This window comes from Cytobacillus spongiae (assembly GCF_021390075.1).
This window is the reverse complement of sequence record NZ_CP089997.1, coordinates 3810659-3834864: the sequence shown is the minus strand read 5'-3', so window position 1 is coordinate 3834864 and position 24206 is coordinate 3810659. Positions and strand designations below refer to the sequence as shown.

The following is a 24206-nucleotide window of genomic DNA, read 5'->3' as shown; positions in this document are numbered from 1 at the left end:
TCCATTCTCAGAACAAGGGGTGAAACACATGCTTGGTTTAGCGAAAGGTTTGAAATATACCCTAAAGAACTTATCTAGGAAAAAAGTAACCTACGACTATCCAAACGAGCCAATCCCGCTTCCGGATCGATTTAGAGGAATACAGAAATTTTATCCTGAAAAATGTATTGTCTGTAATCAATGTGCAAATATTTGTCCGACAGATTGTATTCAATTAACAGGAAAGAAGCATCCAGATCCAAATAAAAAAGGGAAAATCATTGATACATACGATATCAATTTTGAGATTTGTATCTTATGTGATCTTTGTACAGAGGTTTGTCCAACAGAGGCCATCATCATGACGAACAACTTTGAGCTTGCAGAGTATAGCCGTGATGAGTTGTTTAAAAATCTCGAATGGTTAGACGAAAATGATGAAAATATACGGAAGGTGAACAAAGCATGACAGTAACAGGAGAATTAGTTGCATTTATGGCACTTGCTCTAGTAGCGGTCATCGGCGGTGTGCTTTTACTGAACCTTTCGAAAGTCGTGCATATGGTAGTAGCACTTGTGTTTACGTTCGTCAGTCTTGCTGGAATCTATGTTCTATTGTCAGCAGAATTTATCGCTGTCGTGCAAGTATTAATCTATTCAGGTGCAATTACCATCATCATGCTTTTTGGAATCATGTTAACCCGTCATGATGATCATAGCGAGGCAAAGACAGGGAGATTACGCAAGCTGTTGTTATTTTTAGGTGTACTCGGTTTTGCTTTCGCTGTTTATATTGGAATCTATAATTTAGATGCTCCGCAAATGCCAAACACGCTGCATGAGAACAATACAGAGCAAATCGGGGTAGCGCTTTACACAAAATATATTATTCCATTTGAATTAACATCAGTTGTACTGTTGGTAGCTTTAGTAGGATCCATCATCCTAGCTAAAAGAGACGATGAGAAGGAGGCGGATAAGGAATGAGTACAGTTCCACTGTCAGCCTACCTGGCCCTAGCGTTAATCTTATTCTGCATAGGCTTGTATGGAGCATTAACTAAGCGAAATACCGTCATTGTTCTAATTTCCATTGAGCTTATGCTAAATGCAGTAAATATTAATCTAGTTGCCTTTAGCAAGTACGGGCTAACACCATCTATAAATGGGCAGGTCTTTGCGTTATTTGCGATTGCTATTGCTGCAGCAGAAGCGGCTGTAGGGCTTGCGATATTAATTGCACTTTACCGAAACCGAAAGACGGTTAACATTGATGGAATGGATTCAATGAAACACTAGGTTGACCCGTACATTACGGGCCTCATTCTAACGCGTCAACAGAAGAAGCTCGGCGCGTGTAAAAAAGGGGATTGTGATATTGATGGAGAATGCATGGATCATACCGCTTTTCCCGCTTTTATCCTTTTTGTTCCTTCTTCTATTTGGAAAAAAGCTGAAAGAAGCAAGTGCGTACATTGGTATCTTGTTCACACTCACTTCTCTCGTTTATTCTTTGTTGGTGCTATTTGATCGTTTTTCGCTGCCAACATACAAGGCGGAAGCCGTATGGTTAAAAATAGGGGATGTTCAATTAACAGCGGGTTTTGAAGTGAATCAATTAAATGCATTAATGCTGGTGATTGTATCGCTTGTAAGCTTTTTAGTACATACTTATTCAAAAGGTTATATGCACGGCGATGAGCGATTTCCGGTATTCTATGCATACTTAGGCTTATTTACTTTTGCAATGCTTGGGCTCGTATTATCACCCAACCTTCTGCAAACGTATTTCTTTTGGGAATTAGTGGGAGTAGGCTCCTTTCTATTAATTGGATTCTACTTTTTTAAAGAAGATGCGAAGAAAGCTGCCAAAAAGGCGTTCATTATGACGCGTATTGGCGATGTTGGACTACTTATTGGAATGATTCTGCTGTTCTGGCAGGTAGGGAGCTTTGAATACGATGAGATCTTTCGTGCAGTAGGTGAAGGCGCAGTATCATCGGAAATGATTACGTTAACGGCGATATTAATATTTATCGGAGCAGTTGGAAAGTCAGGGCAATTTCCGTTGCATACATGGCTACCGGATGCGATGGAAGGTCCAACACCCGTTTCTGCCCTTATTCATGCCGCTACAATGGTAGCTGCAGGTGTCTATTTAGTCGCTGCCCTATTCCCGCTATTTACAGCGAGTGAGACAGCATTAATGACAGTAGCCGTTATCGGCGCTTTCACTGCCATCTTTGCTGCCAGTATTGGACTTGTTCAAAAAGATATTAAAAGAGTACTAGCTTACTCAACGGTCAGTCAGCTAGGATATATGATGCTTGCTTTAGGCTCTGCAGGATATGTTGCAGGTGTTTTCCACCTCATGACCCACGCATTTTTTAAAGCACTGCTTTTCTTAGCTGCCGGAAGTGTAATCCATGCCGTTCATACACAAGATATCGAAAAAATGGGCGGGCTTTGGAAAAAGCTTCGAGTAACTGGTCCATTATTTCTCATTGGAACATTAGCAATCAGCGGAGTTCCGCTTTTCTCGGGCTTTTTTAGTAAAGAGGAGATTTTACTTGCTACATGGGCACATGGAAATACCGTGCTATTTTGGTTAGCAGTTGTGGCGGCTTTCTTTACAGCCTTCTATATGTTCCGCTTGTTCTTTATGGTTTTTAGTGGAGAGGCTCGTGGAGATCAAAAGCATGTTCATGAATCTCCAAGTGTAATGACCCTTCCGATGGTAGTCCTAGGAATTCTTGCCGTCGTTGCAGGGTATGTGAATACACCTTGGTTTGGAACGTTCTTAGGAGATTGGCTTGTTGAAGGAAATGACTCGCTTGGGCACGGTCATATTGAAGGTCCTTTGTGGATCATGATTGTAGCAACAGGTGTATCCTTGCTTGGGATCTTCCTTGCCTGGTTAATCTACGGCAAACGCTCCTTATCACGTGATTGGTTAGGTGCACCGACTCTCTACAATATTCTATATAACAAGTATTATGTAGATGAATTCTATCAGCTAACAGTCGTAAATGCGACTAAGGTGTTTAGTCTGTTCCTTCGCTATATTGAAATTTTCCTAGTGGAAGGGATCGTTAAAGGCATTGTGGGAACCGTACAAACTCTTGGAAGAACTGGCTCGAAGCTACAAAACGGGCAAGTTCAAATGTATGGCACAGTAGCATTTGTTGGACTTGCGATTCTCGTTGTTATTTATGCATTCACAGGGGGGTACTTAAAATGAACATGGCGTACTTTTTATCCATTTTAGTGTTCTCCCCTCTACTTGGTATATTAATAGTATCATTGGTACCAAAAACGCAGGAATCTACTATTAAATTAGTAGGGTTCCTAGCTACGTTACCAGCCCTCATTCTATCGTTGATTGCTTACTTTCAATATAGAGGGGGAGCCGATTTATCGGTAATGAAAGAAGAGGCTCGCTGGATTTCCTTTGGGAATTTTAAAGAAGTAGATGATCGACTGTTTGCGATTTATTACGAACTAGGGGTCGATGGCTTTTCTTTAATTATGATCGTATTAACTGCAATTATTGCGACACTTGCATCCATTGCTTCCATTCATATAAAAAAGGAATGGAAAGGGTATTTTATGCTCTTTTTACTCCTTGAGCTTGGTATGCTAGGTGTGTTTGCAGCGGAGAACTTAATCTTATTCTTCATCTTCTTTGAAATTACCTTAATCCCTATGTTCTTCTTAATCGGGAAATGGGGCTATTTTGAAAAAGAAAAAGCTGCTTTTAGTTTTCTAATTTATAATGGCTTAGGTTCAGCGGTTCTGCTGATCGTCATTATGGTGCTATTTGCTCGAACTGGAACAGCAAATATCGAAGCCCTTAAATACATTTTAAACTCAGATAATGTGCAGCTTGTCGCACCAATTTCTGAAACAGCGAAATACGGTTTATTAATAGGCTTACTCATTGCATTTGGAGTAAAGCTCCCTATTTTCCCGTTACACAGTTGGATGCTAAAGGTTCACGTCCAAGCACCACCGTCAATCGTTATGATTCACTCGGGGATATTACTAAAAATTGGAGCGTTCGGTCTTATTCGATTTGGAATGGGGATATTTCCAGAGCAATTTCAAACCATTGCGCCAATTTTAGCCATTTTAGGAATTGTGAATTTACTATACGGTGCATTTTTAGCCTTTATTCAAAAAGACTTTAAAATGGTGCTTGCCTATTCATCGATTTCGCATATGGGAATCGTTTTAATCGGGGTCGGAGCGTTAAATGAAGCCGGAATTCAAGGGGCTATCTTCCAGGTCGTTTCACACGGATTGATCTCCGCGCTGCTCTTCTTTCTAGTTGGTGTGTTTTATGAGCGTGTGCATACCTCTACGATTGCCAATCTCGGTGGCCTTGCAAAAGGGATGCCAATTATGGCCGGTTTCTTACTAGCTGGAGCAATGGCTTCTCTTGGTTTGCCTGGAATGTCAGGCTTTGTAAGTGAATTTATGGCGTTCTTAGGGCTATTTAAGGAAATGCCAGTGCTGGGAGCAATCGGTGTTATTGGAATTATCATGACAGCGGTATATTTGCTGCGTGCCGTCCTTGGTATTACGTATGGAAAAGCAAACCGAGATTTTGATGGGATTACAGATATTCGCTCCATTGAGCTCGTCCCAGTCGTTGTTCTCGTTGGTTTAATCGTTTTAATCGGTGTTTACCCAAGTGTACTAAGCGAGCCACTACAAGCCACACTTGAAATGATTATGCTTGGGATTGGAGGGTGATGGAGGATGGATTTAGAAACAATGTTATCATTTAAATGGGGCATCATGATGCCAGAGTTCATCATCCTTGGTGTCGCTACAGCTCTATCGATTTTAGATTTATTTTTACCAAAAACAACGAACCGAAAGATCTTAGGCTGGTTTGGCTTTGTGGGAATCCTTGGAGCACTTGCTTCGCTATTCAGCCTACTAGGCCATGAGACCACTTCCATTCTTTACGACACTTTTAGGCTAGATTCATTTGGCAAAGCATTCAAGTTATTGTTGTTAATTGGTGCGGCTATGGTCATGCTCATTGCTTTAAGCTATGAGCCAGAAGAAGGGATGAAGGAATATAAAGGGGAGTTCTACTACTTATTCTTAACGGCTCTACTTGGAGCAATGATGATGTCATCTAGTGGAGACTTAATCACTCTATTCGTTGGACTTGAATTGCTTTCGATTTCTTCTTACATTCTAGCAGGAATTCGAAAGCATCATCTACAATCAAACGAATCGGCAATGAAGTATGTGATTAATGGGGGAATTTCGACTGCCATTACCCTGTTTGGGATGAGCTATGTATATGGCTTAACTGGAACGACGAATTTAAAAGGGATGAGCAGTGTATTAACTTCCATCTTTGATACACAACAAGTATATTTATTAGGATTAGCCTTTTTCATGATCCTAATCGGTTTGTCCTTTAAGGTCGCATCTGCTCCATTTCATATGTGGGCACCGGATGTTTATCAAGGGGCACCGACACCTGTTACGGCATTTCTAAGTGTTGTATCCAAAACTGCTGGCTTTGTCTTAATTGTTCGCCTATTGCTTTCGATCTTTGCGAGTGTCCCAACAGGAGAATCAGGAACGGTTCCACTGCTAGTGAGTCTTCAAGATTATATGGCCTTCCTAGCGGGAGCGACGATGATTATCGGAAACGTTGTTGCTTTAAGACAGCGCAATATTAAGCGATTATTTGCGTACTCAAGTATTGCACAAGCTGGATATATATTAGTGGCAGTCTCCACATTTGCCTTTATATTTGATGCCATGTGGTTCTACTTAGGTGCTTACTTATTTATGAATCTCGGAGCGTTTGCGATTATCCAAATTATCACGATGAAGTCTAAGACAGAGGACATTGGGGAATTTGCAGGACTATATCGCCGCTCGCCAGTACTTGCTGTAGCGATGGCCATTTTTATTCTTTCTCTAGCAGGTATTCCAGGAACAGCCGGGTTTATCGGAAAGCTGAACATATTTATGGGAGCTTTTGTTGTTCAAGATGCGCATTATGTATTAGCGTCAATCATGATTGCAACAACAGTCGTATCATATTTCTACTACTTTGGGATCATGACCCAGATGTTCTTCCGTCCATCCGCTAGTGATGAAAAAATTAACGTTCCAGGTGCTTTAGTAGCAGTTATTGGAATTGGTGTATTCGCAACCGTACTGTTTGGGATCCTGCCCAATATTGGCTTTGACTTCCTGCATACGAACTTTGGTGGGTTTAAAGATTTTATCAATTAAGGTTTCATTAGGGTTTGGGGGAATCCTAATGGAAAGCAAACAAAGGGGTACTATAGATGAACGGTTGAGAAGGGGAGGCCCATGGGTCTCTCCTTTTCTAATTCTATGATGAATAATGGTCATAAAGGATAAACATTTTGAGCGATGCCACTCACGATATATGTAACGATTTTGGTCGTTAAATCGTCAAATCATTTAATGGAGTTAAAAGTATGGCTCTAAAAGCTTTTATGGTAAAATAAAAGACAGTTGTGTGTTAAAGGAGGATACGTTTTTGATAGCTAGTTTTGGACAACAAGCATTGGTGAGTATTTTCTCTCATCTCGTCTTTATTGCTCTCGCTTGGTGGGCTTTGCAAGCTCTTAATTATGAAAGATTTCTTCGGGCCAATCATGTGATTCAGGCTAGAGTTTTATTCATACTGCTGTCAATCGTCATAGGCTCATCGGTAAGTAACTTCTTTTTAGATTACCTGCTTTGGTCACAGCAACTACCTCTAATATTTCAATAAAGATAGGTCTACATACATGTTCCTATTTGGAAATTTTTTAAGTAAAATTTGGTTTGTGTGATTTTGTTCATGTTTTAACAAATGAAAAGTTTTTTTCGTCATGATACTGAAGTGTAAAGGTTCCATTAACCTTCTGTGAAATTGTCAAAAAGTGACGACAAAACTGAAGTATGCTCCTCTAATCATTGGTAACAATGGTATTAAGGGGAGGAGTTCTACAGATGAAAAAATTCTACACAATCTTTTCAATTTTGGGGATTTTAGGTTTTCTTCTATTTCATATTGGGAATAAGACGACTATAGCAAAGAGTGAACAAGACTTATCGAAGATGGCTACAATATTAGAAGCCGAACATATTTTAATCAATGGATGGTCTCTGCATGCAAGAGAAAAATTGGCAACAGTCCAATCAAAGGAAAAACTAGAGGATTTTGTAAGTGGGCTGAAAAAGAAATTTTCCCAATGGACATGGACTTCAGAAACATCGGAAAACGACTGGATGACAACTGGTACGATCACATCGGATGGCTATAAAGAAGAAATAAAAATACTGTCAACCGACACAACGGGCCAACTTCAAACGTATATCATATATGAGGTTGAAGGATCCAATTGGGGAGAAAAAGAGAAACAATTAGTAAATCAGGAAGTATCAGACAAGTTTGTTGATATTTTTCATGGAAAGCCCACAATTTTCTCTTGTATAAAAGGCGAATTCAATGATAATATGAAATCGACTTTGTCTAATAATGTAAACCAAATTCTAGACGCTTTTAATGCTACGGAACTGGAAGCATTGAAGGAAGATTCTTTTATATCCACTTCGGCAAACTCACCCATGTTTGCAGAGTCGATTAAAAGCAATAAACATCAAGAGATCAATTTACAAATTGGATTAAGAACACAAGGATTGGGCGCTAAGACTACCCTCGTAGTTGGCACACCAATCATTACGATTGAATATTAATATAGAGAAATTGGACGCGGAGGGGAATACACTTGGAAAAAATCATCGTCCGCGGTGGAAAAAGGTTAAACGGCACAGTTAAAGTAGAAGGAGCAAAAAATGCCGTATTGCCTGTAATCGCCGCAACCATATTAGCAAGTGATGGAAAAAGCGTGATTCGTGATGTGCCAACGCTCTCCGATGTATATACGATTAATGAAGTATTACGCCATTTAAATGCAAAAGTGGATTTTAATCATAATGAAATTATCGTTGATGCATCTGGAGAGTTATTAGTTGAGGCACCATTTGAATATGTAAGAAAGATGCGTGCTTCCGTTTTAGTAATGGGTTCATTATTAGCACGAAATGGTCGTGCACGTGTAGCATTACCAGGCGGTTGTGCAATCGGTTCCCGCCCTATTGATCAACACTTAAAAGGCTTTGAAGCAATGGGTGCTAAAGTGAAAGTAGGAAATGGCTTCATTGAAGCGGAAGTAGATGGCCGCTTACATGGCGCTAAAATTTATTTAGACTTCCCAAGTGTTGGTGCTACAGAAAACATTATGATGGCAGCAACTCTTGCCCAAGGTACAACTGTCATTGAAAACTGTGCAAAAGAGCCAGAAATCGTCGACTTAGCTAACTTCCTTAACAAGATGGGAGCAAAGGTACGCGGAGCTGGAACTGGTACAATCCGTATCGAAGGCGTAGACGTTATGTTTGGTGCTGTTCACCATATCATTCCTGACCGTATTGAGGCTGGAACTTTCATGGTGGCTGCTGCCATAACAGGTGGAAATGTCCTAGTAAAAGGCGCAGTACCTGAGCATCTAACCTCTTTAATTGCAAAGATGGAAGAAATGGGCGTTATGTTCGAAGAAGAAGCTGATGGAATTCGTGTTATTGGACCTGAGACGCTTAAAGCGGTGGACATCAAGACGATGCCGCACCCAGGCTTCCCAACCGATATGCAATCTCAAATGATGGCACTTCTTCTACGTGCACAAGGCACGAGTATGATTACCGAAACTGTATTCGAAAACCGCTTCATGCATGTGGAAGAATTCCGCCGCATGAATGCAGATATTAAAATAGAAGGCCGTTCAGTGATCATGAATGGACCATCCAACCTTCAAGGTGCAGAAGTAGCATCGACTGACCTTCGTGCTGCAGCGGCTCTTATCCTAACAGGACTGGTAGCAGATGGAGTAACACGCGTCACAGAGCTTAAGCATCTAGACCGCGGCTATGTGGACTTCCATCAAAAACTAGCAGGGCTAGGCGCAGACATCGAGCGCTACGCTGAAAGCGAAGAAACAGTAGCTGAAAAAACATATATTAACGATCTAAACGCATAAGTAGATCTAGCAACAGCCGCAGAGAGAAATCTCTGCGGTTGTTTTACATTTATAACCATAACTATTGTTGGTTAGTAGCGAAAATAATATACAAGATTTTGGAGAAATTAATTTTGTGGTGATAGATAGGATAGTTTGGGCATGCGCAGCTAAGACAAACATGAGTAGGAGTGGATTCAAGAGGCAGTCATTGTTGAGTATGACTGTAACACCAGCAAACCCAATTACAATTCGTTTTCAAATTTTGATGTATGGATTGAAATGGTGCGGCTGCTTTAGGCAGATGCCACACCACTCCAATCCAGCGGCCTTGAAATTTTGCCCAACGCCAAGTTGTGAGCGAACGCTCAAAAAAGGAGCGTTCGCTCACCAAGCATCTGATTTCGCTCGCATACGGCAAGTTATCGCTCACAAATGTGCGATTATCGCTCGCGTTCGACAAAATTTCGCTCGCAATGTAGCGAATTTCGCTCCAAATGAGGATTGCAGCCTCTCATTAAAAGAAGAAGAGAGGTATTTTCGGAAAAAACCGTAATTAATCTTCAGAAATTGGTGCATAAATAGCGGCAGTGGCTGCTTTGGGCAGATGCCGCACCACTCCAATCCAGCGGCCTTGAAATTTTGCCCAACGCCAAGTGGTGAGCGAACGCTCAAAAAAGGAGCGTTCGCTCACTAAGCATCGGATATCGCTCGCATACAGCAAATTATCGCTCACAAATGTGGGATTATCGCTCGAGTTCGCCAAAATTTCGCTCGCAATGTAGCGATTATCGCTCCAAATGAAGATTGCAGCCTCTCATTAAAAGAAAAGAGAGGTCTTTTCGGAAAAAACCGTAATAAATCTTCAGATTGGAGCATAAATGGTGGGGTGCGCGGCTGTGATGAACAGCCGCCGTATCACTCCAATCCAGCGATTTTGAAGTATTGCCTAACGCCAAGTGGTGAGCGAACGCTCAAAAAAGGAGCGTTCGCTCACCAAGCATCGGATTTCGCTCGCATACGGCAAGTTATCGCTCACAAATGTGCGATTATCGCTCGCGTTCGCCAAATTTTCGCTCGCAATGTAGCGATTATCGCTCCAAATGAGGATTGCAGCCTCTCATAAAATAAGATGAGAGGTATTTTCGGAAAAAACCGTAATAAATCTTCAGATTTGAAGCATAAATAGTGGGGAGCGCGGCTGTGATGAACAGTCGCCACACCACTCCAATCCAGCGGCCTTGAAATTTTTCCTAACGCCAAGTGGTGAGCGAACGCTCAAAAAAGGAGCGTTCGCTCACCAAAAATCGAATTTCGCTCGCATACGGCAAGTTATCGCTCACAAATGTGTGATTATCGCTCGCGTTCGACAAAATTTCGCTCGCAATGTAGCGATTATCGCTCCTAATGAAGATTGCAGCCTCTCATTAAAAGAAAAGAGAGGTATTTTCGGAAAAACCCGTAAATAATCTTCAGATTGGAGCATAAATGCTGGGGAGCGCGGCTGTGATGAACAGTCGCCGCATCACTTAAACCTCAGCCGTGAAAATTTCTCCACAATACGAGCACATTCGCATCACTTTTTCACAAAAACTTATAAGCATAAAACTTAGTTCCATACCATATGTATGAAAGGAGACAGGGATGTTCGTTTGTCCCTAGTAAATTCATATGGAGGCATAAACATGTTTAAATTCAAGCCGATCGTCGCACTAGTTTCCGTCCTGTTTGTTGTCACTTTAATGGTTCCGACCTTGTTAGTCCTCCCCTTTACAGATTCAACCGCAAGTGGAAAGCTTGGAGAAGAGCTGAATAAAAAGAAGGAACCAGAAGCGGTTCAAACGGCGTCTGCGGGCCCAGCAGTTGAGGTAGCTGTGTACCGTACGGCAAAGCAACAGCTCGAAAAGCCAGAGCTAGAAGAATATTTAGTTGGGGTTGTTGCATCTGAAATGCCGGCTGAATTCGAGAAAGAAGCATTAAAAGCGCAAGCATTAACGGCTAGAACATATATTGTAAGACAAATGTTGAGTTCAGAGCGTGTCGGCCTACCAGATGGTGCTCTTGTAACGGATACGGAAACACATCAGGTATATAAGAACGATGAGGAGCTTCGGAAGCAGTGGGGCGTTGATTACAATTGGAAAATCGCGAAAATAAGAGAAGCTGTAGCTGAAACAGCTGGGCAAATCCTAACGTTTAATGGGGAGCCGATTACAGCGACCTTTTTCTCAACGAGCAATGGGTATACTGAGAACTCTGAGGCAGTATGGCCAAATGCATTCCCGTACTTGAGGAGTGTAGAAAGCCCATGGGACTTGAAATCTCCTAAATATGATGGGCAGGTTGTGATGAGCGTTACGGACTTCCAGGCAAAGCTAGGCGTAAAGGTTGGGAGTGAGCCATCAGTTGGAAAGATTAGAGAGAAAACAAAGAGCAATCGTGTGGGCAAGGTTGAAATTGGCGGAAAGTCATTTACCGGCATTGAAATAAGAGAAAAACTAGAGCTTAAATCTACGGATTTTACATGGGAACGAAAAGGAAACAATATAGTTATTCAAACAAAAGGATATGGACACGGAGTTGGATTAAGTCAATACGGTGCCAATGGGATGGCAGCGGAAGGGAAAACCTATCAGGAAATTGTTCAGCACTATTATAATGGGATTGAAATTGCTTCGTCCCAATCATTTTTAACAAAAATAACTGCAAAGAAATAAAACTCGCTCATCGAGCGAGTTTTTTTCTTACGATATATGCGGCAACTAATACTCCAGTAATATCCTTCACAGCATCAATTATAGTCGCAGAGCGGTAAGGAATGAAGGATTGATGGATTTCGTCAATGATCCCATAGCTACAGGCAATGAGGATGCAAAGCCAGTTGATTTGAGCTGAAAACCGACCGACAGAAAGAAATGCGAGTACGAGCAAAATATATAAGATGGCAAATTCAATAAGGTGCATCGATTCTTTGATAAAGCGATCAATGGACTGATAAGAAAGTTCGACGATAGCATTTGCTGGCATACTAGACAGCTTCCATATAAGCGCCATATAGAGAAAAGGAAGGGGAATAAGCAACCATTTTAGCTTGTTCATAAAAAAATTCTCCTCTCGATGAATAAATAAAATGACTTTGTCGAAAAATAAGTGCAAAAAAATTTTTTGGAAATTGTATATAATGTTCCGATTCTGTTCAGAATGATTGCTGAGGTGATGATAATGAGAGAGGAAGAAAAGAAACGATCTTCTCAAGATTCTAGTGTAAAGCGCTTTTTGAAAAAGCGTTGGGCATTCCCAGCAATTTATATTGCGAGTGCAGCAATTATTCTAACCGCGGTTCTTTGGTATCAAAACGGCGCAAATAATGCTTCGGATGAGTTCGACTATGAAGCAACAGATATTGCCGGTAAGAAATACAATGAGCCAGCAGTTGAAGTTAACCGAACAATGGAGAACTTCGCAATGCCTGTAGCAAATCCAGATGAAGCGGTCATCCAAAAACAATTCTATGATGATAATGCGAGCAAGGAGCAACAGGAAGCTGCTCTAGTATTCTACAATAACACATACCATCCGAACACAGGAATTGATATTACTATGAAGGATGGAAAATCTTTTGATGTAGTAGCTGCCTTAAGCGGAACTGTGACAAAGGTCAATGAAGATTCATTGCTTGGTAATGTTATTGAAATTGAACATGAAAAAGGAATTGTTACACAGTATCAGTCAGTGAAAGATTTTGCGGTAAAGGTAGGCGACCAAGTTGAGCAAGGACAAGTTCTTGCAACAGCTGGGGAAAGCTTATTTAATGGAGAAGCTGGACAGCATGTTCACTTTGAAATTCGCAAGGATGGCGTAGCTGTTAATCCAATCGACTTTTTCCAAAAGCCATTAAGCGCTCTTCAAGAGTATAAGCCAGAAGACAATAGTGAAGCGGCAAATACAGGAGATGAAGAAGGCGAAGGTCAAGCGGACGAAAACGCAACCGATGAAGAAGGTAGCAAAGAAGAAGAAAGTGAATCAGGCGAAAGAGAAGATAAATCAGAAGATGATAAGCAATCAGATGAAGAGTCTGGTGATGAAGAATCCTCTGACACATCTGAAGAATCGTCTAACACAAATGGATAAATTGGAACTAGGAAACCCGCTATCATAGCGGGTTTTTTGTTTTTTTGTTTGAGAAAAGTATCCCTATTTAATTGTTGATCAGTGCTTAGATTTCCAGTTCCAGCAGCTACCCCCTCGAGGTTAAAATCCAATTGAAGGAAAAGAAGGTCTTCTATTCATACTGCCCAAGCCTGACTATGACTTATTAAGCTTTTGTTATAAAGAAAGTGAAATAGTAAGAAAATTTAGACATAACCTCAGTGATTTGATATAATTATTTCGGAAAGCGAAAAATATAGCAGGGATTGTTTAGGAGGAGAGGTCATGTCATATCTTACATATCCGTATCCATCACAGCGGATGGCTACAATTGCACGAAATGGAATGGTGGCAACTTCACAACCGCTAGCAGCTCAAGCGGGTTTAGATATGATGAAAAAGGGTGGAAATGCAATAGATGCAGCGATAGCGACAGCTGCTTGCTTAACGGTTGTTGAGCCCACCTCCAACGGAATTGGTGGAGATGCATTTGCTCTTGTATGGGTGAAAGATCAGCTCTATGGATTAAATGGGAGCGGCCCTTCACCGAAAAATATATCAATTGAAAAAGTCAAAGATAGAGGCTACAAAGATCAAATGCCAACACATGGCTGGATTCCAGTGACGGTACCAGGTGCACCTTCTGCATGGGCAGAACTATCGAAACGCTTTGGCAGGCTGCCGTTAGCAGAGGTACTTCAGCCTGCAATCGATTATGCACGGTATGGGTACCCTGTTTCACCGATTTTAGGAAAGTACTGGGCAGGTGCTTATAAGGTATACCAAAAGCGCTTTGAAGGGGAAGCGTTCAGTGAATGGTTTCGAGTGTTTGCTCCTGAAGGGAGAGCACCAGAAGTGGGCGAAATGTGGAAATCGGAAGACCATGCTAGAACGCTAGAAGCGATAGCCGAAACGAATGGGGAAAGCTTTTATAAAGGAGTGCTAGCCGATAAGATTGTGGAGGCTTCAGAGAAATTTGGCGGCTTCCTCTTGAAGGAGGACTTACAATCCTACCGAGCAGAATGGGTAGAACCGATTTCTGTTGAATACCATGGACATCATATTTGGGAAATTCCACCGAATGGTCAAGGCCTAGTCGCATTAATGGCATTAAATATACTAAAAGGCTATTCGTTCACACATCGAGAAGACGTAGCGGGACTCCATCTCCAGCTAGAGGCAATGAAGCAGGCTTTTACAGATGGAAAAACATATATTTCCGATCCAAAAACCATGAAGGCAAAGGTAGCTGATTTGCTGTCAGATGAATTTGCTCAACATGCGAGACAAAAAATTTCTGAAACAGCGAGAATGCCAGAACCAGGCACATTGCCAAAAGGAGGAACGGTCTACCTCGCTACAGCAGATGGAGAGGGCAACATGGTTTCGTTCATCCAAAGCAATTATATGGGATTTGGCTCAGGGATTGTCGTGCCTAGTACAGGAATTGCTATGCAAAACCGAGGACATGATTTTTCCCTTGACCCAGCCCATGAAAATGCACTAGCACCAGGGAAGAAAACATACCATACGATTATTCCAGGTTTTATTACGAAAGGAACACAAGCGGTAGGACCGTTTGGCGTTATGGGTGGTTATATGCAGCCCCAGGGCCATGCACAGGTAGCGATGAATTTAATAGACTTCAAGATGAATCCACAGGCAGCATTAGACGCTCCAAGATGGCAATGGATTAAAGGGAAACAGATCGAGGTTGAGCATACATTCCCCAATTATTTAGTGCAGGAGTTAGCAAGAAGAGGACACGAAATGAAGGTTGCCCATGATTCGGGGGGCTTTGGTAGAGGGCAGGTAATCACCCGAGATGCCAATACCGGCGTGTTAACGGGCGGGACCGAGCATCGAACAGATGGAAGCATTGCTTGCTGGTAAGGAGGAATAGACATGAAAAAGCTATTATTAACCGGCTTTGAGCCATTTCTTGAATTTCCAATCAACCCAACAGAAAAAATCGTCCAACAATTGAAAGGGAAGCAAATCGGAGACTATGAAGTGATCGGTGAGTTACTTCCAGTTGACTTTCAGGCAGGTCCAGAAAAAATTGTTCAGCTATATCACTATATTCGTCCAGATGCGGTCATCTCATTAGGTCTTGCGGCAGGGCGGGCGGCAATTACACCTGAACGAATTGCGATTAACTGCCGTGGCGGCGAGCCAGACAATAAAGGAGTCGTTCTCGAGGACGAACACATTGCTGAGGATGGTTTGGATGGATATTTTTCTACTTTGCCACTTCAAGGGATGATTAGCCGATTAAAGGAGAATGGTTATCCAGCCAGCATCTCGAATACAGCAGGAACCTATTTATGCAATCATGTGATGTACAGTATTTTGCATGAAGTAAAAAAAGCAGCGAAGCCGGTTCAAGCAGGGTTTATCCACATTCCTGCTTCCCATGAACTAGTATTGCAGGGGAAAAAATCAATGCCGAGCTGGTCCGATCAGGATCTTTTTAGAGCAATTGAACTAACAATTGAAACACTAAGTTAGAGTCGGTACTCCGGCTCTTTTTTTGATGGGAAAAGAGGCTATATATTTTAATTATTAGCATCAGGGTAGTGTAATCTAGTAAAACATGAATGATAGAAAATTTTTATCTAGAAATTTCGACGTTTTCCAAGTGCATATGAATAGGGTTGGTCATCCAACCTACTTGGTTTTCGACACAATTCAGCAAGCATCTCGCTCTTGTCTCTATTGACCAATAGATGGAATAGTTGGATAATAACATTACAATTTTCACAATATTTAGTAAATAACTTCACGAGGAGGTATTGGTTTGACGCTTTTTATTCTTTTACTCATTACATTCATCTGTCTTTTTCTCGCATTAAGGTTGAAAAAGTCCTTCTTCTTAGCGATTCCCTTTCTATCAATCTTTCTCTACTTTCTAGTTCAAATCATCCTTGTCCCACTTCCATTCATCGACACGATCAAATTCATCTTTAGCCTGAGTTAAGATATTAACTTCTAAGAGAAGTTGATATAGAGTTCAGCCATCTGCTTGTGCAGATCATTGTGAAATTACTTTGAGGGGAGGAGCCAAAAGGATCGTTACATGCAAGAAGAGTGAAAAAATGAATAGAATCCGGGGGTGGATTAGGTGAAAAAGATGGAGAAGGCAACGGCAGACCAGTATTTTCGTGAGCGGACTCGGAATATGATGATCTACTTAGTCATCTGGGCAGTAGTGTCATTTGGAGTGGTGTTTTTTGCAGATAGCTTAACAGATATCACGATTAATGGATTTCCGTTTCACTACTTTATGGGAGCACAAGGAGCGATATTAACGTTTATCATTCTCTTATTTGTCAATGCGGCGGTTAGTGACAAGATTGATAAGAAGTATGGAATTGACGAGAACAAAAACAAACAAATTAGTTCAGGTAAGGTAGTTGATCACTAGAAAATTAGCGGAAGTATAGGGGGATGGGCTTTGGATACGCAATTTTTGGTTTCATTATCAATTATTTTAGCGACATTTGCTTTGTACATTGGCATCGCTGTTTACAATAAAGCGAAAGCAACCTCAGATTTTTATGTGGCAGGACGGGGAGTTCCACCTGTATTTAACGGGATGGCCATTGGCGCAGACTGGATGAGTGCAGCTTCCTTTATCGGCCTTGCAGGAACGATTATGCTCCTTGGCTATGATGGGCTTGCCTATATCATGGGCTGGACAGGGGGCTATCTACTATTAACCTTCCTTTTGGCACCGCAGCTTAGGAAGTACGGGCGCTATACAGTTCCTGAATTTATCGGGGATCGCTTTCAAAGTCATACGGCACGTGTAATTGCGGCAATCTGTACGATCATTATCAGCTTTACGTACTCGATTGGGCAGCTTTCTGGTTCTGGCGTAGTAATTGGACGGTTATTTGAAATTGATGCGAAGCTCGGAACGATGATTGGTGTAGTATTAATTGCTTTTTATTCCGCATTCGGCGGAATGAAAGGGATTACATGGACACAGGTGGCTCAATATATCATCTTAATCATTGCATACCTCGTTCCCGTGATCTTTATGTCCCTTCAATTAACAGGTAATCCAATTCCTTGGCTATCCTATGGAGAGCTAGTTGGAAAAATGGGAGAAATTGATCGTGAGCTCGGTATTTCGGAGTATTTCGCACCATTTACCAATGGAACGAAGTGGCAGTTTTTAGCTCTTATGTTCACATTAATGTGCGGAACAGCAGGTCTTCCTCACGTAATTGTCCGTTTTTATACGGTATCGACAATGAAAGCAGCACGTTGGTCAGGTGCATGGGCTTTATTATTCATCGGTCTTCTCTATTTTTCAGCACCTGCATATGCAGCATTCTCTCGCTTTATTTTATTAACTAAAGTAGCGGGGAGTAAAATCACAGAGCTTCCTGCTTGGACGAAATCATGGGTAGATACAGGAAAGCTACAGGTGGCCGACGGCAATGGAGATGGAATATTGCAATGGAAAGAGCTTGTTATTTCCAATGATATCGTCGTAATGGCGACACCGGAAATTGCGAATCTTGGCGTGTTTGTTATTGGCTTAGTGGCTGCTGGGGCGATGGCTGCGGCTTTATCAACGGCAGGAGGGTTAATGATCGCAATATCTTCCTCTTTTGCCCATGATATTTATTACCGCGTGATGAAGCCGAACTCTACTGAAAAGAATCGTTTAGCTGTTGCTAGGTGGACTATTGCTGTTGCAACACTTTTGGCAGGAATTATTGCCTTAAACCCGCCTGGAGCGATTACTCAAATTGTAGCCTGGGCGTTTGCTTTAGCGACAGGTACGTTTTTCCCTGCCCTCGTTCTTGGTGTATGGTGGAAGCGCTCCAATAGCCAAGGGGTTATTGCTGGACTGCTCGTTGGGCTTGCAGTTACATTAGCTTATATTTTCGCTGCTAAATATGGTGGTTTCACCATCCTTGGCATAATTGATACAGGTGCGGGGGTATTTGGAGCGGTGGCAGCCTTCTTAACAAATATCATTGTCTCGCTTTCTACAGCAGCACCATCACAACAAATTCAAGAAGAAGTAATGGATCTACGTTATCCAGAGCAAATGGTGTATAAAGATGGAGAGGTTTGGATTAACGATGGAACAGAATCTGTCTAGGGAATTCATGTTAGAGGCTGTTTCGTTCCACCCCTTATTTCAAGGGGTGGAACGGAATAATCTCCTTTCGCTTCTAGAAGTTTGCGAAAGGAGAACGTATAGGAAAAATGATATGATGCTCGTCAAGGATAAGCCGCGCAAAGGGCTTATTCTGCTTTTATCTGGAATTGCTGAGGTCATTGTTCGGAATGAAATCAATAACCGTGTGGAGGTACTAGAGGTTGTCCAAAAAGGAGAGTTAATTGGCTTCTCTAGCTTAGCTGATTTCCTTGGTATGACAGATGATAAGCATGAAGGAATGGTAGAGGTACGAGCTACCACTTCTGCTGAAGTCTTATTCATCCCATTTGAAGTCATCGCAAAGCGCTGGGATGATACAAAGGTTCATGATTACATGCTAACCCAGGTATCGATTCGGCTAAAGGATATTTATGCGTCATTAGCAGAACAAGTGAAGCTCGCCCGGAATATGGGAGAAGTCGATGCGTTAATGCTCCGCGTGCAGGATGTGATGTCTCATAAAGTAGTATCGGTCTCACGAGAAGCAACTGTTCAAGATGCGGCGATCGTCATGTCGTCAGAGCGAACGAGCTCTGTGCTCGTAATGGAAGGGGACGAGCTGAAAGGTATCTTGACCGAGCGGGACTTGGTTGAACGAGTCATCTCAAAGGGAATATCACTAACGTCCCCTGTTAAGCAGGTGATGACAACGGATCCTATTTCGATTTCTCCTTTTTCCTACTACTATGATGCAATCTCCGCCACCCTTACGAATGGAATCAAGCATCTGCCAGTCATCGACCAACAGCAAGTCGTAGGAGTAGTGACCTTATCTGATCTCCTTAGAAAGAAAAATGAGAGTATGATGAAAACGATTCAGAAGATTGAGCAAGCGGACGAGACTTCCTTGCCGCAGGTGAAGCAAGCAATTGCCGAATTAACTGAAACACTGCTAGCAGAAAACGTCCCCATCCTTCATCTCCTGAACATCATTACTAAGCTCTATGACCGGCTAGTTCAGCGAATTGTATCATTATCCGTTCACGTAATAGAAGCAGAGGGAAAGAAGCCCCCGTGTGCGTTTGCATTTTATCAAATGGGTAGTGCAGGGCGAGGCGAACAATTTATGCTGACAGATCAAGATCATTTCCTAGTTTATGAAAAAGCAGAAGGGAAAAGCTATTTTGACCGGTTAGGCAGAGAAATCACAGCTCATTTTGAAGCAGCAGGGTACGCTCGTTGTAAAGGTTTGATGATGTGTAGCGAGCCAAGGTGGAATGGATGTATAGGGGACTGGATAGGAAGAATTCGCAACTGGACCCTTCAGTCGACAAATGAGCATCTGCTGTTAGCGCAGAACTTTTTTTCCTATCGGTTTATGACAGGAAATGAAGGTCTTCATCATCGCTTCGAGCAGGAGGTTCAAGAGCTCCTTCAGCGCTCGAAGATTTTTCTCTATCGCCTTGCACAGATTGAAAGAGACCAACCGATTCCAACTTTGGATCAGCCGATTCGCTCTCTATTTAAGCTTGAACGGAAATCAATAGATATGAAAAAGGAGATATTATTTCCCTACCATCATAGTCTGCAAATCCTCTCCTTAATGCAAGGTAAGCTTCCTGGCATCCCACTTGAAAAAATAGATGAACTAACAGAAGCAGGCATATGGACCGAGGAATTTGCCCGAGATTTGAAAGAAGCCGTTGCCCAGGTTCTCTCCTTATATGTCCATAAACGGTGGCAGCAGGTGAAGCAAGGGGCAGGAGTAACAACTGTTTTTCAATTCACCGGATTATCTACGCGTGAAAAAGAAGAGCTAATCCTAAGCTTACGAACATTAAAGGAGCTGCAAAATCATGCCCTTGCCCATTTTGCATTATAGGAGGCGAATATGTTTTTCCAAAGAAAAATAGTGAAATGCCCAATCATATACGAGCAAGTGTTATTATCCACTCCGCTAAAAGATCTTCGGTATGTAGTGTTTGACACGGAAACGACTGGTTTTCAAGTGAACTCTACCGATCGACTAATTGAAATAGGGGCGGTGTCTATTAAAGGCTTTTACGTAGAAGAGCAAAAGACCTATCAGACATATGTTCATCCAAACCGACAAATTTCTCGGGAAATAATGGAGCTCACGTCGATTTCTGACGAGAAAGTGGCAGATGCCCCTAACGCACTAGAAGCCATCACCGATTTTTTTCAATATATTGAAAGGAATGAAGCCGTATGCCTAGTTGGCCATTACGTGGGCTTTGATCAGCTCGTTTTAAAAAGTGAGTTGAAACGGGAGAAGAAACAGCTCAAGAACTGCTTTACGGTAGATACTCTCGATCTGATTGGCTTTCTAGCTCCATCCTATGATATGAGAGACCTGGAACGATATGCAATGGCATTTGGAACGAGAATCTATGAAAGACATAGTGCTCTTGGAGATGCGTTAACAACAGCCTATTTATTTGTCGAACTCCTTCAACAGTTTAATGATAGAGGCTATCGAACGTGGGGGGAATTGATTCAAGCAACCGATAGTCAAATGCGATCGATGCCATTTTAGGAGGAAAGGGAATCGCCTTTCCTCCCGTTTGAGGGATTATTGAATATGAATTAACGCCTGGTTCTTATACGTAATCGTTACTTCTTTGCCAGACAGCTTTTGATATTGCTCTGCTGTTCCAAAAGCAACCTTTAACGGTAATACTTCTGTCTCTGTTTCGAACTCAACGGTAAAACGGTCAGCAGCTCCGACCACAATCCCTTTTGCCTGATGCACATCAGAGGAAATGGTTAGCTTTTGTCCAATCAATACCATGTCGCTCTTCATCCCATTTAGGCGTTTAAGGTCATTCATGTTTACATGAAAACGCTTGGAAATTCCGTATAAAGTGTCGCCAGCCTGAACCGTATACGTAATCGGCTGGGTTTGGTTGGAATCTACTTTAAGAACTTGTCCAGCATAGATTTGATCGGATAATAACTGGTTTGCTTCTTTTATCGCTTCAACAGTAGTATGATGCTGCTTGGCAATTTGATAAAGCGTATCACCATGAGCTACTGTATAGCCATCGAGCACGACCTCTTCTTCGGGTACATGGTACTCAGTTGGAACACTCATTTGCTGTCCAATTAATATACGGTCAGATGAAAGCTTGTTTTCCTTCTTTAGTTCTTGAACCGTTGTTCCATAGCTTTTGGCGATTTGGTAAAGTGTGTCGCCCTTTTGAACGGTGTAAACGCCTCCAATTGCTTGTACTGCTTTTTCCCCAACCTGTAACGCTGCAGTCGTCGCTAAGGTAGCAGCAAGCGTCACACCTGCAACCTTTGCCTTCCGGGTTTTCATTTCCTTTCGTTTCGCTTCCATAATCCTTTGTTTGCGTGTTCTTTGCATCGTTTGCCATCCCTTCTATTCATTTCTCCGTGTATGTAAAAAAACATTGGTTGAATAAACCATAATAACCATAATCATCTATATAACCAGGACTCATTGTAAGGGAATGCTAGTCTACTCAACAATAGGGACATCCTCGTGAAAATAAGCCTTTCCACCCCGATACGAAATTCCTGTTAATGAGAATAGAACACGCTATCTTACCTACTGAATTTATTCATTTTGTAAAATAATGCTGATATTTGTCGTTGTTACTGATTAGAAAGTAACAAGGGTTCGCTAGATTTTTTCCAAATGGGGAAATAGGCTATGGAACTAGAAGTTTGCAGAAAGTCCTAAAAAACGGGTAATCGCACATAGGGTGAAAAGAAGGATTTTCTGTCCTATTTTCAAAAAATTTACACAATACCTTGTCCCTATTGCGTTTTTCGTGCATATATCAGCAACCAAGCTAATAAAATGTTACAAACCTGCAAAGAGAGTGTTTGAGGTGAGGAATCGTTTGAAGAATACGGAGATCCAGCGCGAGAACTTGTTTAATCCCTGCAAGATCAGAAAGTTACTTTCTGCCGCATGAGCAAGAAGAAATGATTGATATAAAATGAAACATGCAATTTTAGGACCATTCGTGCGGAATGGCAGTAGTTAGTTGAAGCAATAAGCGAGTCTCATTTCACACTTCTCACATCCAAATTAGGGAGGGCGAGTGGTGTGCACGATTACATCAAAGAGAGAACTATCAAGATTGGAAAGTATATCGTGGAGACGAAAAAAACAGTTCGTGTCATAGCGAAGGAGTTTGGCGTATCCAAAAGTACAGTCCATAAAGATCTGACAGAAAGACTTCCTGAAATTAACCCAGAATTAGCACTCGAAGTAAAGGAAATATTAGATTACCATAAATCGATCCGTCACTTGCGTGGGGGAGAAGCAACGAAAATGAAGTACCAAAAAGAAGAACTTGAAGGCGAGCCTGTCAAATAAGAAATATCTCTTTTTTCCTCTTTGCTACATGTTTCCACAAAAAGACACACTATTTTTTGACAAAAGATTATTTTATTTTTGCAAATTGTGATAAAATATACAATTAGGTATAGATACGCGAGGATTACTACTGGTAAGCATTAAAAGGATGAAGATCCTTTTTTAGAAAAAGTCAACGATGATATTTTTAATACCCGTAGCTCCCGATGTTTCAAGGAGGAAAGAAAAGAGAATGTTTGCTAGGGATATAGGGATTGATTTAGGAACTGCAAACGTGTTAATTCACGTAAAAGGCCGTGGAATTGTATTAAATGAACCTTCTGTAGTAGCAATTGATAAAAACTCGAACAAAGTATTAGCAGTTGGAGAAGAAGCGCGCCGCATGGTCGGCCGTACGCCAGGAAATATCGTAGCTATCCGTCCATTAAAGGATGGGGTAATTGCGGATTTCGACGTTACGGAAGCGATGCTAAAGCACTTCATCAACAAGCTAAATGTGAAAGGCTTTTTATCAAAGCCACGTATTTTAATTTGCTGCCCAACGAACATTACGAGCGTCGAGCAGAAAGCGATTAAAGAAGCTGCTGAAAAAAGCGGCGGGAAGAAAGTATACTTAGAAGAAGAACCGAAAGTGGCGGCAATTGGCGCGGGAATGGACATCTTCATGCCAAGCGGAAACATGGTCGTTGATATTGGTGGAGGAACAACAGATGTTGCGGTCCTTTCTATGGGAGACATCGTAACATCTTCCTCTATTAAAATGGCAGGGGACAAGTTCGACAATGAAATCCTGCATTACATCAAACGTGAGTACAAGCTGTTAATCGGTGAACGTACAGCGGAAGATATCAAAATCAATATCGGTACCGTTTTCCCAGGGTCACGCAATGAGGAAATGGATATCCGTGGCCGTGACATGGTGACAGGTCTACCAAGAACGATCACCGTTCGCTCAGAAGAAATCGAAAGAGCACTTCGTGAATCCGTAGCTGTCATTGTACAAGCTGCGAAAAGCGTTCTGGAAAGAACTCCACCAGAACTATCAGCCGACATCATCGATCGCGGCGTCATCCTAACAGGCGGCGGCGCTCTACTGCACGGAATCGACACACTCCTTGCAGAAGAGTTAAAAGTACCTGTACTCGTAGCTGAAAACCCAATGGACTGCGTAGCCATCGGAACCGGCATGATGCTAGACAACATCGACAAACTACCAAACAGAAGATTTGGATAATACGAAAAACCCTGCTGTTGAGGCAGGGTTTTTTCGTGACGTTAAAAGGGATGGAGACCCTTAAATCAGGTTAGAAATACAGATTAATCTTTAAAAGTCACAGATAGCTGGTTGAAAGTTAAGGGTAAATCATCAATAGTGACGGATATAAAAGAAAAATCTCCAGATATCTGATTGAAGGTTTTACAATTATTTTAGGCAGGCTCCCTGATCAGGTTAGAAATACGGATATATCGTAAAAAGTGACGGATAACTGTCCGAATGTTGAGGATAA

22 protein-coding genes are annotated in these 24206 nt (G+C 41.8%); 20 read left to right on the top strand and 2 right to left on the bottom strand.

Translation table 11 applies throughout. The features are described 5' to 3' along the window. The first annotated feature begins 28 nt into the window (after nucleotides 1-28). The 11 genes from nuoI (at nucleotide 29) to spoIID (ending at nucleotide 11769) form a co-directional block, all read left to right on the top strand. Nucleotides 29-448, top strand: a complete 420-nt coding sequence (gene nuoI, locus LS684_RS19220; RefSeq protein WP_233808519.1) for an NADH-quinone oxidoreductase subunit NuoI — start codon at nucleotides 29-31, stop codon at nucleotides 446-448. Continuing rightward, nucleotides 445-966, top strand: coding sequence for an NADH-quinone oxidoreductase subunit J (locus LS684_RS19215; protein ID WP_233808517.1), 522 nt, complete (start codon nucleotides 445-447; stop codon nucleotides 964-966). Before nuoI ends, LS684_RS19215 begins: the two co-directional genes overlap by 4 nt. Further along, nucleotides 963-1277, top strand: a complete 315-nt coding sequence (nuoK, locus tag LS684_RS19210; RefSeq protein WP_233808515.1) for an NADH-quinone oxidoreductase subunit NuoK — start codon at nucleotides 963-965, stop codon at nucleotides 1275-1277. The genes LS684_RS19215 and nuoK overlap by 4 nt, the downstream gene beginning before the upstream one ends. A 79-nt stretch (nucleotides 1278-1356) precedes the next feature. After that, nucleotides 1357-3219 (top strand): NADH-quinone oxidoreductase subunit L, encoded by a 1863-nt coding sequence (nuoL, locus tag LS684_RS19205; protein ID WP_233808513.1) that lies wholly within the window; start codon nucleotides 1357-1359, stop codon nucleotides 3217-3219. Beyond that, nucleotides 3216-4736: an NADH-quinone oxidoreductase subunit M gene (locus LS684_RS19200; RefSeq protein ID WP_233808512.1), complete on the top strand. Its 1521-nt coding sequence runs from the start codon at nucleotides 3216-3218 to the stop codon at nucleotides 4734-4736. The genes nuoL and LS684_RS19200 overlap by 4 nt, the downstream gene beginning before the upstream one ends. A gap of 6 nt (nucleotides 4737-4742) precedes the next feature. Next, a complete protein-coding gene (gene nuoN, locus LS684_RS19195; RefSeq protein ID WP_233808511.1) occupies nucleotides 4743-6254 on the top strand; it encodes an NADH-quinone oxidoreductase subunit NuoN in 1512 nt (503 codons plus the stop codon). A gap of 274 nt (nucleotides 6255-6528) precedes the next feature. Beyond that, entirely contained in the window at nucleotides 6529-6765 is a 237-nt protein-coding gene (locus tag LS684_RS19190) for a DUF1146 family protein (RefSeq protein WP_233808510.1), read from the top strand. Between the two features lie 221 nt (nucleotides 6766-6986). Then, complete coding sequence (locus LS684_RS19185) at nucleotides 6987-7733, top strand: YwmB family TATA-box binding protein (RefSeq protein WP_233808509.1); 747 nt, start codon at nucleotides 6987-6989, stop codon at nucleotides 7731-7733. A gap of 32 nt (nucleotides 7734-7765) precedes the next feature. Continuing rightward, on the top strand, nucleotides 7766-9073 hold the full coding sequence (murA, locus tag LS684_RS19180) for a UDP-N-acetylglucosamine 1-carboxyvinyltransferase (protein WP_233808508.1): 1308 nt from the start codon (nucleotides 7766-7768) through the stop codon (nucleotides 9071-9073). Between the two features lie 193 nt (nucleotides 9074-9266). Further along, complete coding sequence (locus tag LS684_RS19175) at nucleotides 9267-9608, top strand: hypothetical protein (protein WP_233808505.1); 342 nt, start codon at nucleotides 9267-9269, stop codon at nucleotides 9606-9608. Between the two features lie 1129 nt (nucleotides 9609-10737). Beyond that, nucleotides 10738-11769: a stage II sporulation protein D gene (gene spoIID, locus LS684_RS19170; protein ID WP_233808501.1), complete on the top strand. Its 1032-nt coding sequence runs from the start codon at nucleotides 10738-10740 to the stop codon at nucleotides 11767-11769. A 7-nt stretch (nucleotides 11770-11776) separates the two neighbouring features. On the opposite strand, the gene LS684_RS19165 is transcribed toward spoIID, so the two are convergent. Next, nucleotides 11777-12151 (bottom strand): VanZ family protein, encoded by a 375-nt coding sequence (locus tag LS684_RS19165; RefSeq protein WP_233808499.1) that lies wholly within the window; start codon nucleotides 12149-12151, stop codon nucleotides 11777-11779. A gap of 123 nt (nucleotides 12152-12274) precedes the next feature. Here LS684_RS19165 and spoIIQ point away from each other — a divergent pair, with 123 nt between their 5' ends. The 7 genes from spoIIQ to LS684_RS19130 all read left to right on the top strand — a co-directional run bounded on the left by spoIIQ (nucleotide 12275) and on the right by LS684_RS19130 (nucleotide 20883). Then, entirely contained in the window at nucleotides 12275-13183 is a 909-nt protein-coding gene (gene spoIIQ / locus LS684_RS19160) for a stage II sporulation protein SpoIIQ (RefSeq protein WP_233808497.1), read from the top strand. A 303-nt stretch (nucleotides 13184-13486) separates the two neighbouring features. Further along, complete coding sequence (locus LS684_RS19155; RefSeq protein WP_233808495.1) at nucleotides 13487-15094, top strand: gamma-glutamyltransferase family protein; 1608 nt, start codon at nucleotides 13487-13489, stop codon at nucleotides 15092-15094. Nucleotides 15095-15106: 12 nt separating this feature from the next. Next, nucleotides 15107-15712 (top strand): pyroglutamyl-peptidase I, encoded by a 606-nt coding sequence (locus LS684_RS19150; RefSeq protein ID WP_233808494.1) that lies wholly within the window; start codon nucleotides 15107-15109, stop codon nucleotides 15710-15712. A gap of 613 nt (nucleotides 15713-16325) precedes the next feature. Then, complete coding sequence (locus tag LS684_RS19145) at nucleotides 16326-16628, top strand: DUF4212 domain-containing protein (protein ID WP_233808493.1); 303 nt, start codon at nucleotides 16326-16328, stop codon at nucleotides 16626-16628. A 30-nt stretch (nucleotides 16629-16658) separates the two neighbouring features. Further along, on the top strand, nucleotides 16659-18326 hold the full coding sequence (locus tag LS684_RS19140) for a sodium:solute symporter family protein (protein WP_233808492.1): 1668 nt from the start codon (nucleotides 16659-16661) through the stop codon (nucleotides 18324-18326). A gap of 112 nt (nucleotides 18327-18438) precedes the next feature. Continuing rightward, the gene (locus tag LS684_RS19135) at nucleotides 18439-20208 is read left to right on the top strand and encodes a DUF294 nucleotidyltransferase-like domain-containing protein (protein WP_233808491.1); all 1770 of its coding nucleotides are present in this window, start codon (nucleotides 18439-18441) and stop codon (nucleotides 20206-20208) included. Between the two features lie 9 nt (nucleotides 20209-20217). Further along, nucleotides 20218-20883: a 3'-5' exonuclease gene (locus LS684_RS19130; protein ID WP_233808489.1), complete on the top strand. Its 666-nt coding sequence runs from the start codon at nucleotides 20218-20220 to the stop codon at nucleotides 20881-20883. A 36-nt stretch (nucleotides 20884-20919) separates the two neighbouring features. Here LS684_RS19130 and LS684_RS19125 read toward each other — a convergent pair whose 3' ends face one another. Continuing rightward, nucleotides 20920-21714 carry a muramidase family protein gene (locus LS684_RS19125; RefSeq protein ID WP_233808485.1) on the bottom strand — a complete coding sequence of 265 codons (795 nt, stop codon included), beginning with the start codon at nucleotides 21712-21714 and terminating at the stop codon, nucleotides 20920-20922. 711 nt (nucleotides 21715-22425) lie between these two features. Between LS684_RS19125 and spoIIID the strand changes: the two genes are divergently transcribed. Further along, nucleotides 22426-22698 carry a sporulation transcriptional regulator SpoIIID gene (gene spoIIID, locus LS684_RS19120; protein ID WP_233808483.1) on the top strand — a complete coding sequence of 91 codons (273 nt, stop codon included), beginning with the start codon at nucleotides 22426-22428 and terminating at the stop codon, nucleotides 22696-22698. Between the two features lie 232 nt (nucleotides 22699-22930). After that, nucleotides 22931-23932, top strand: coding sequence for a rod shape-determining protein (locus LS684_RS19115; RefSeq protein WP_233808481.1), 1002 nt, complete (start codon nucleotides 22931-22933; stop codon nucleotides 23930-23932). Nucleotides 23933-24206: the final 274 nt, after the last annotated feature.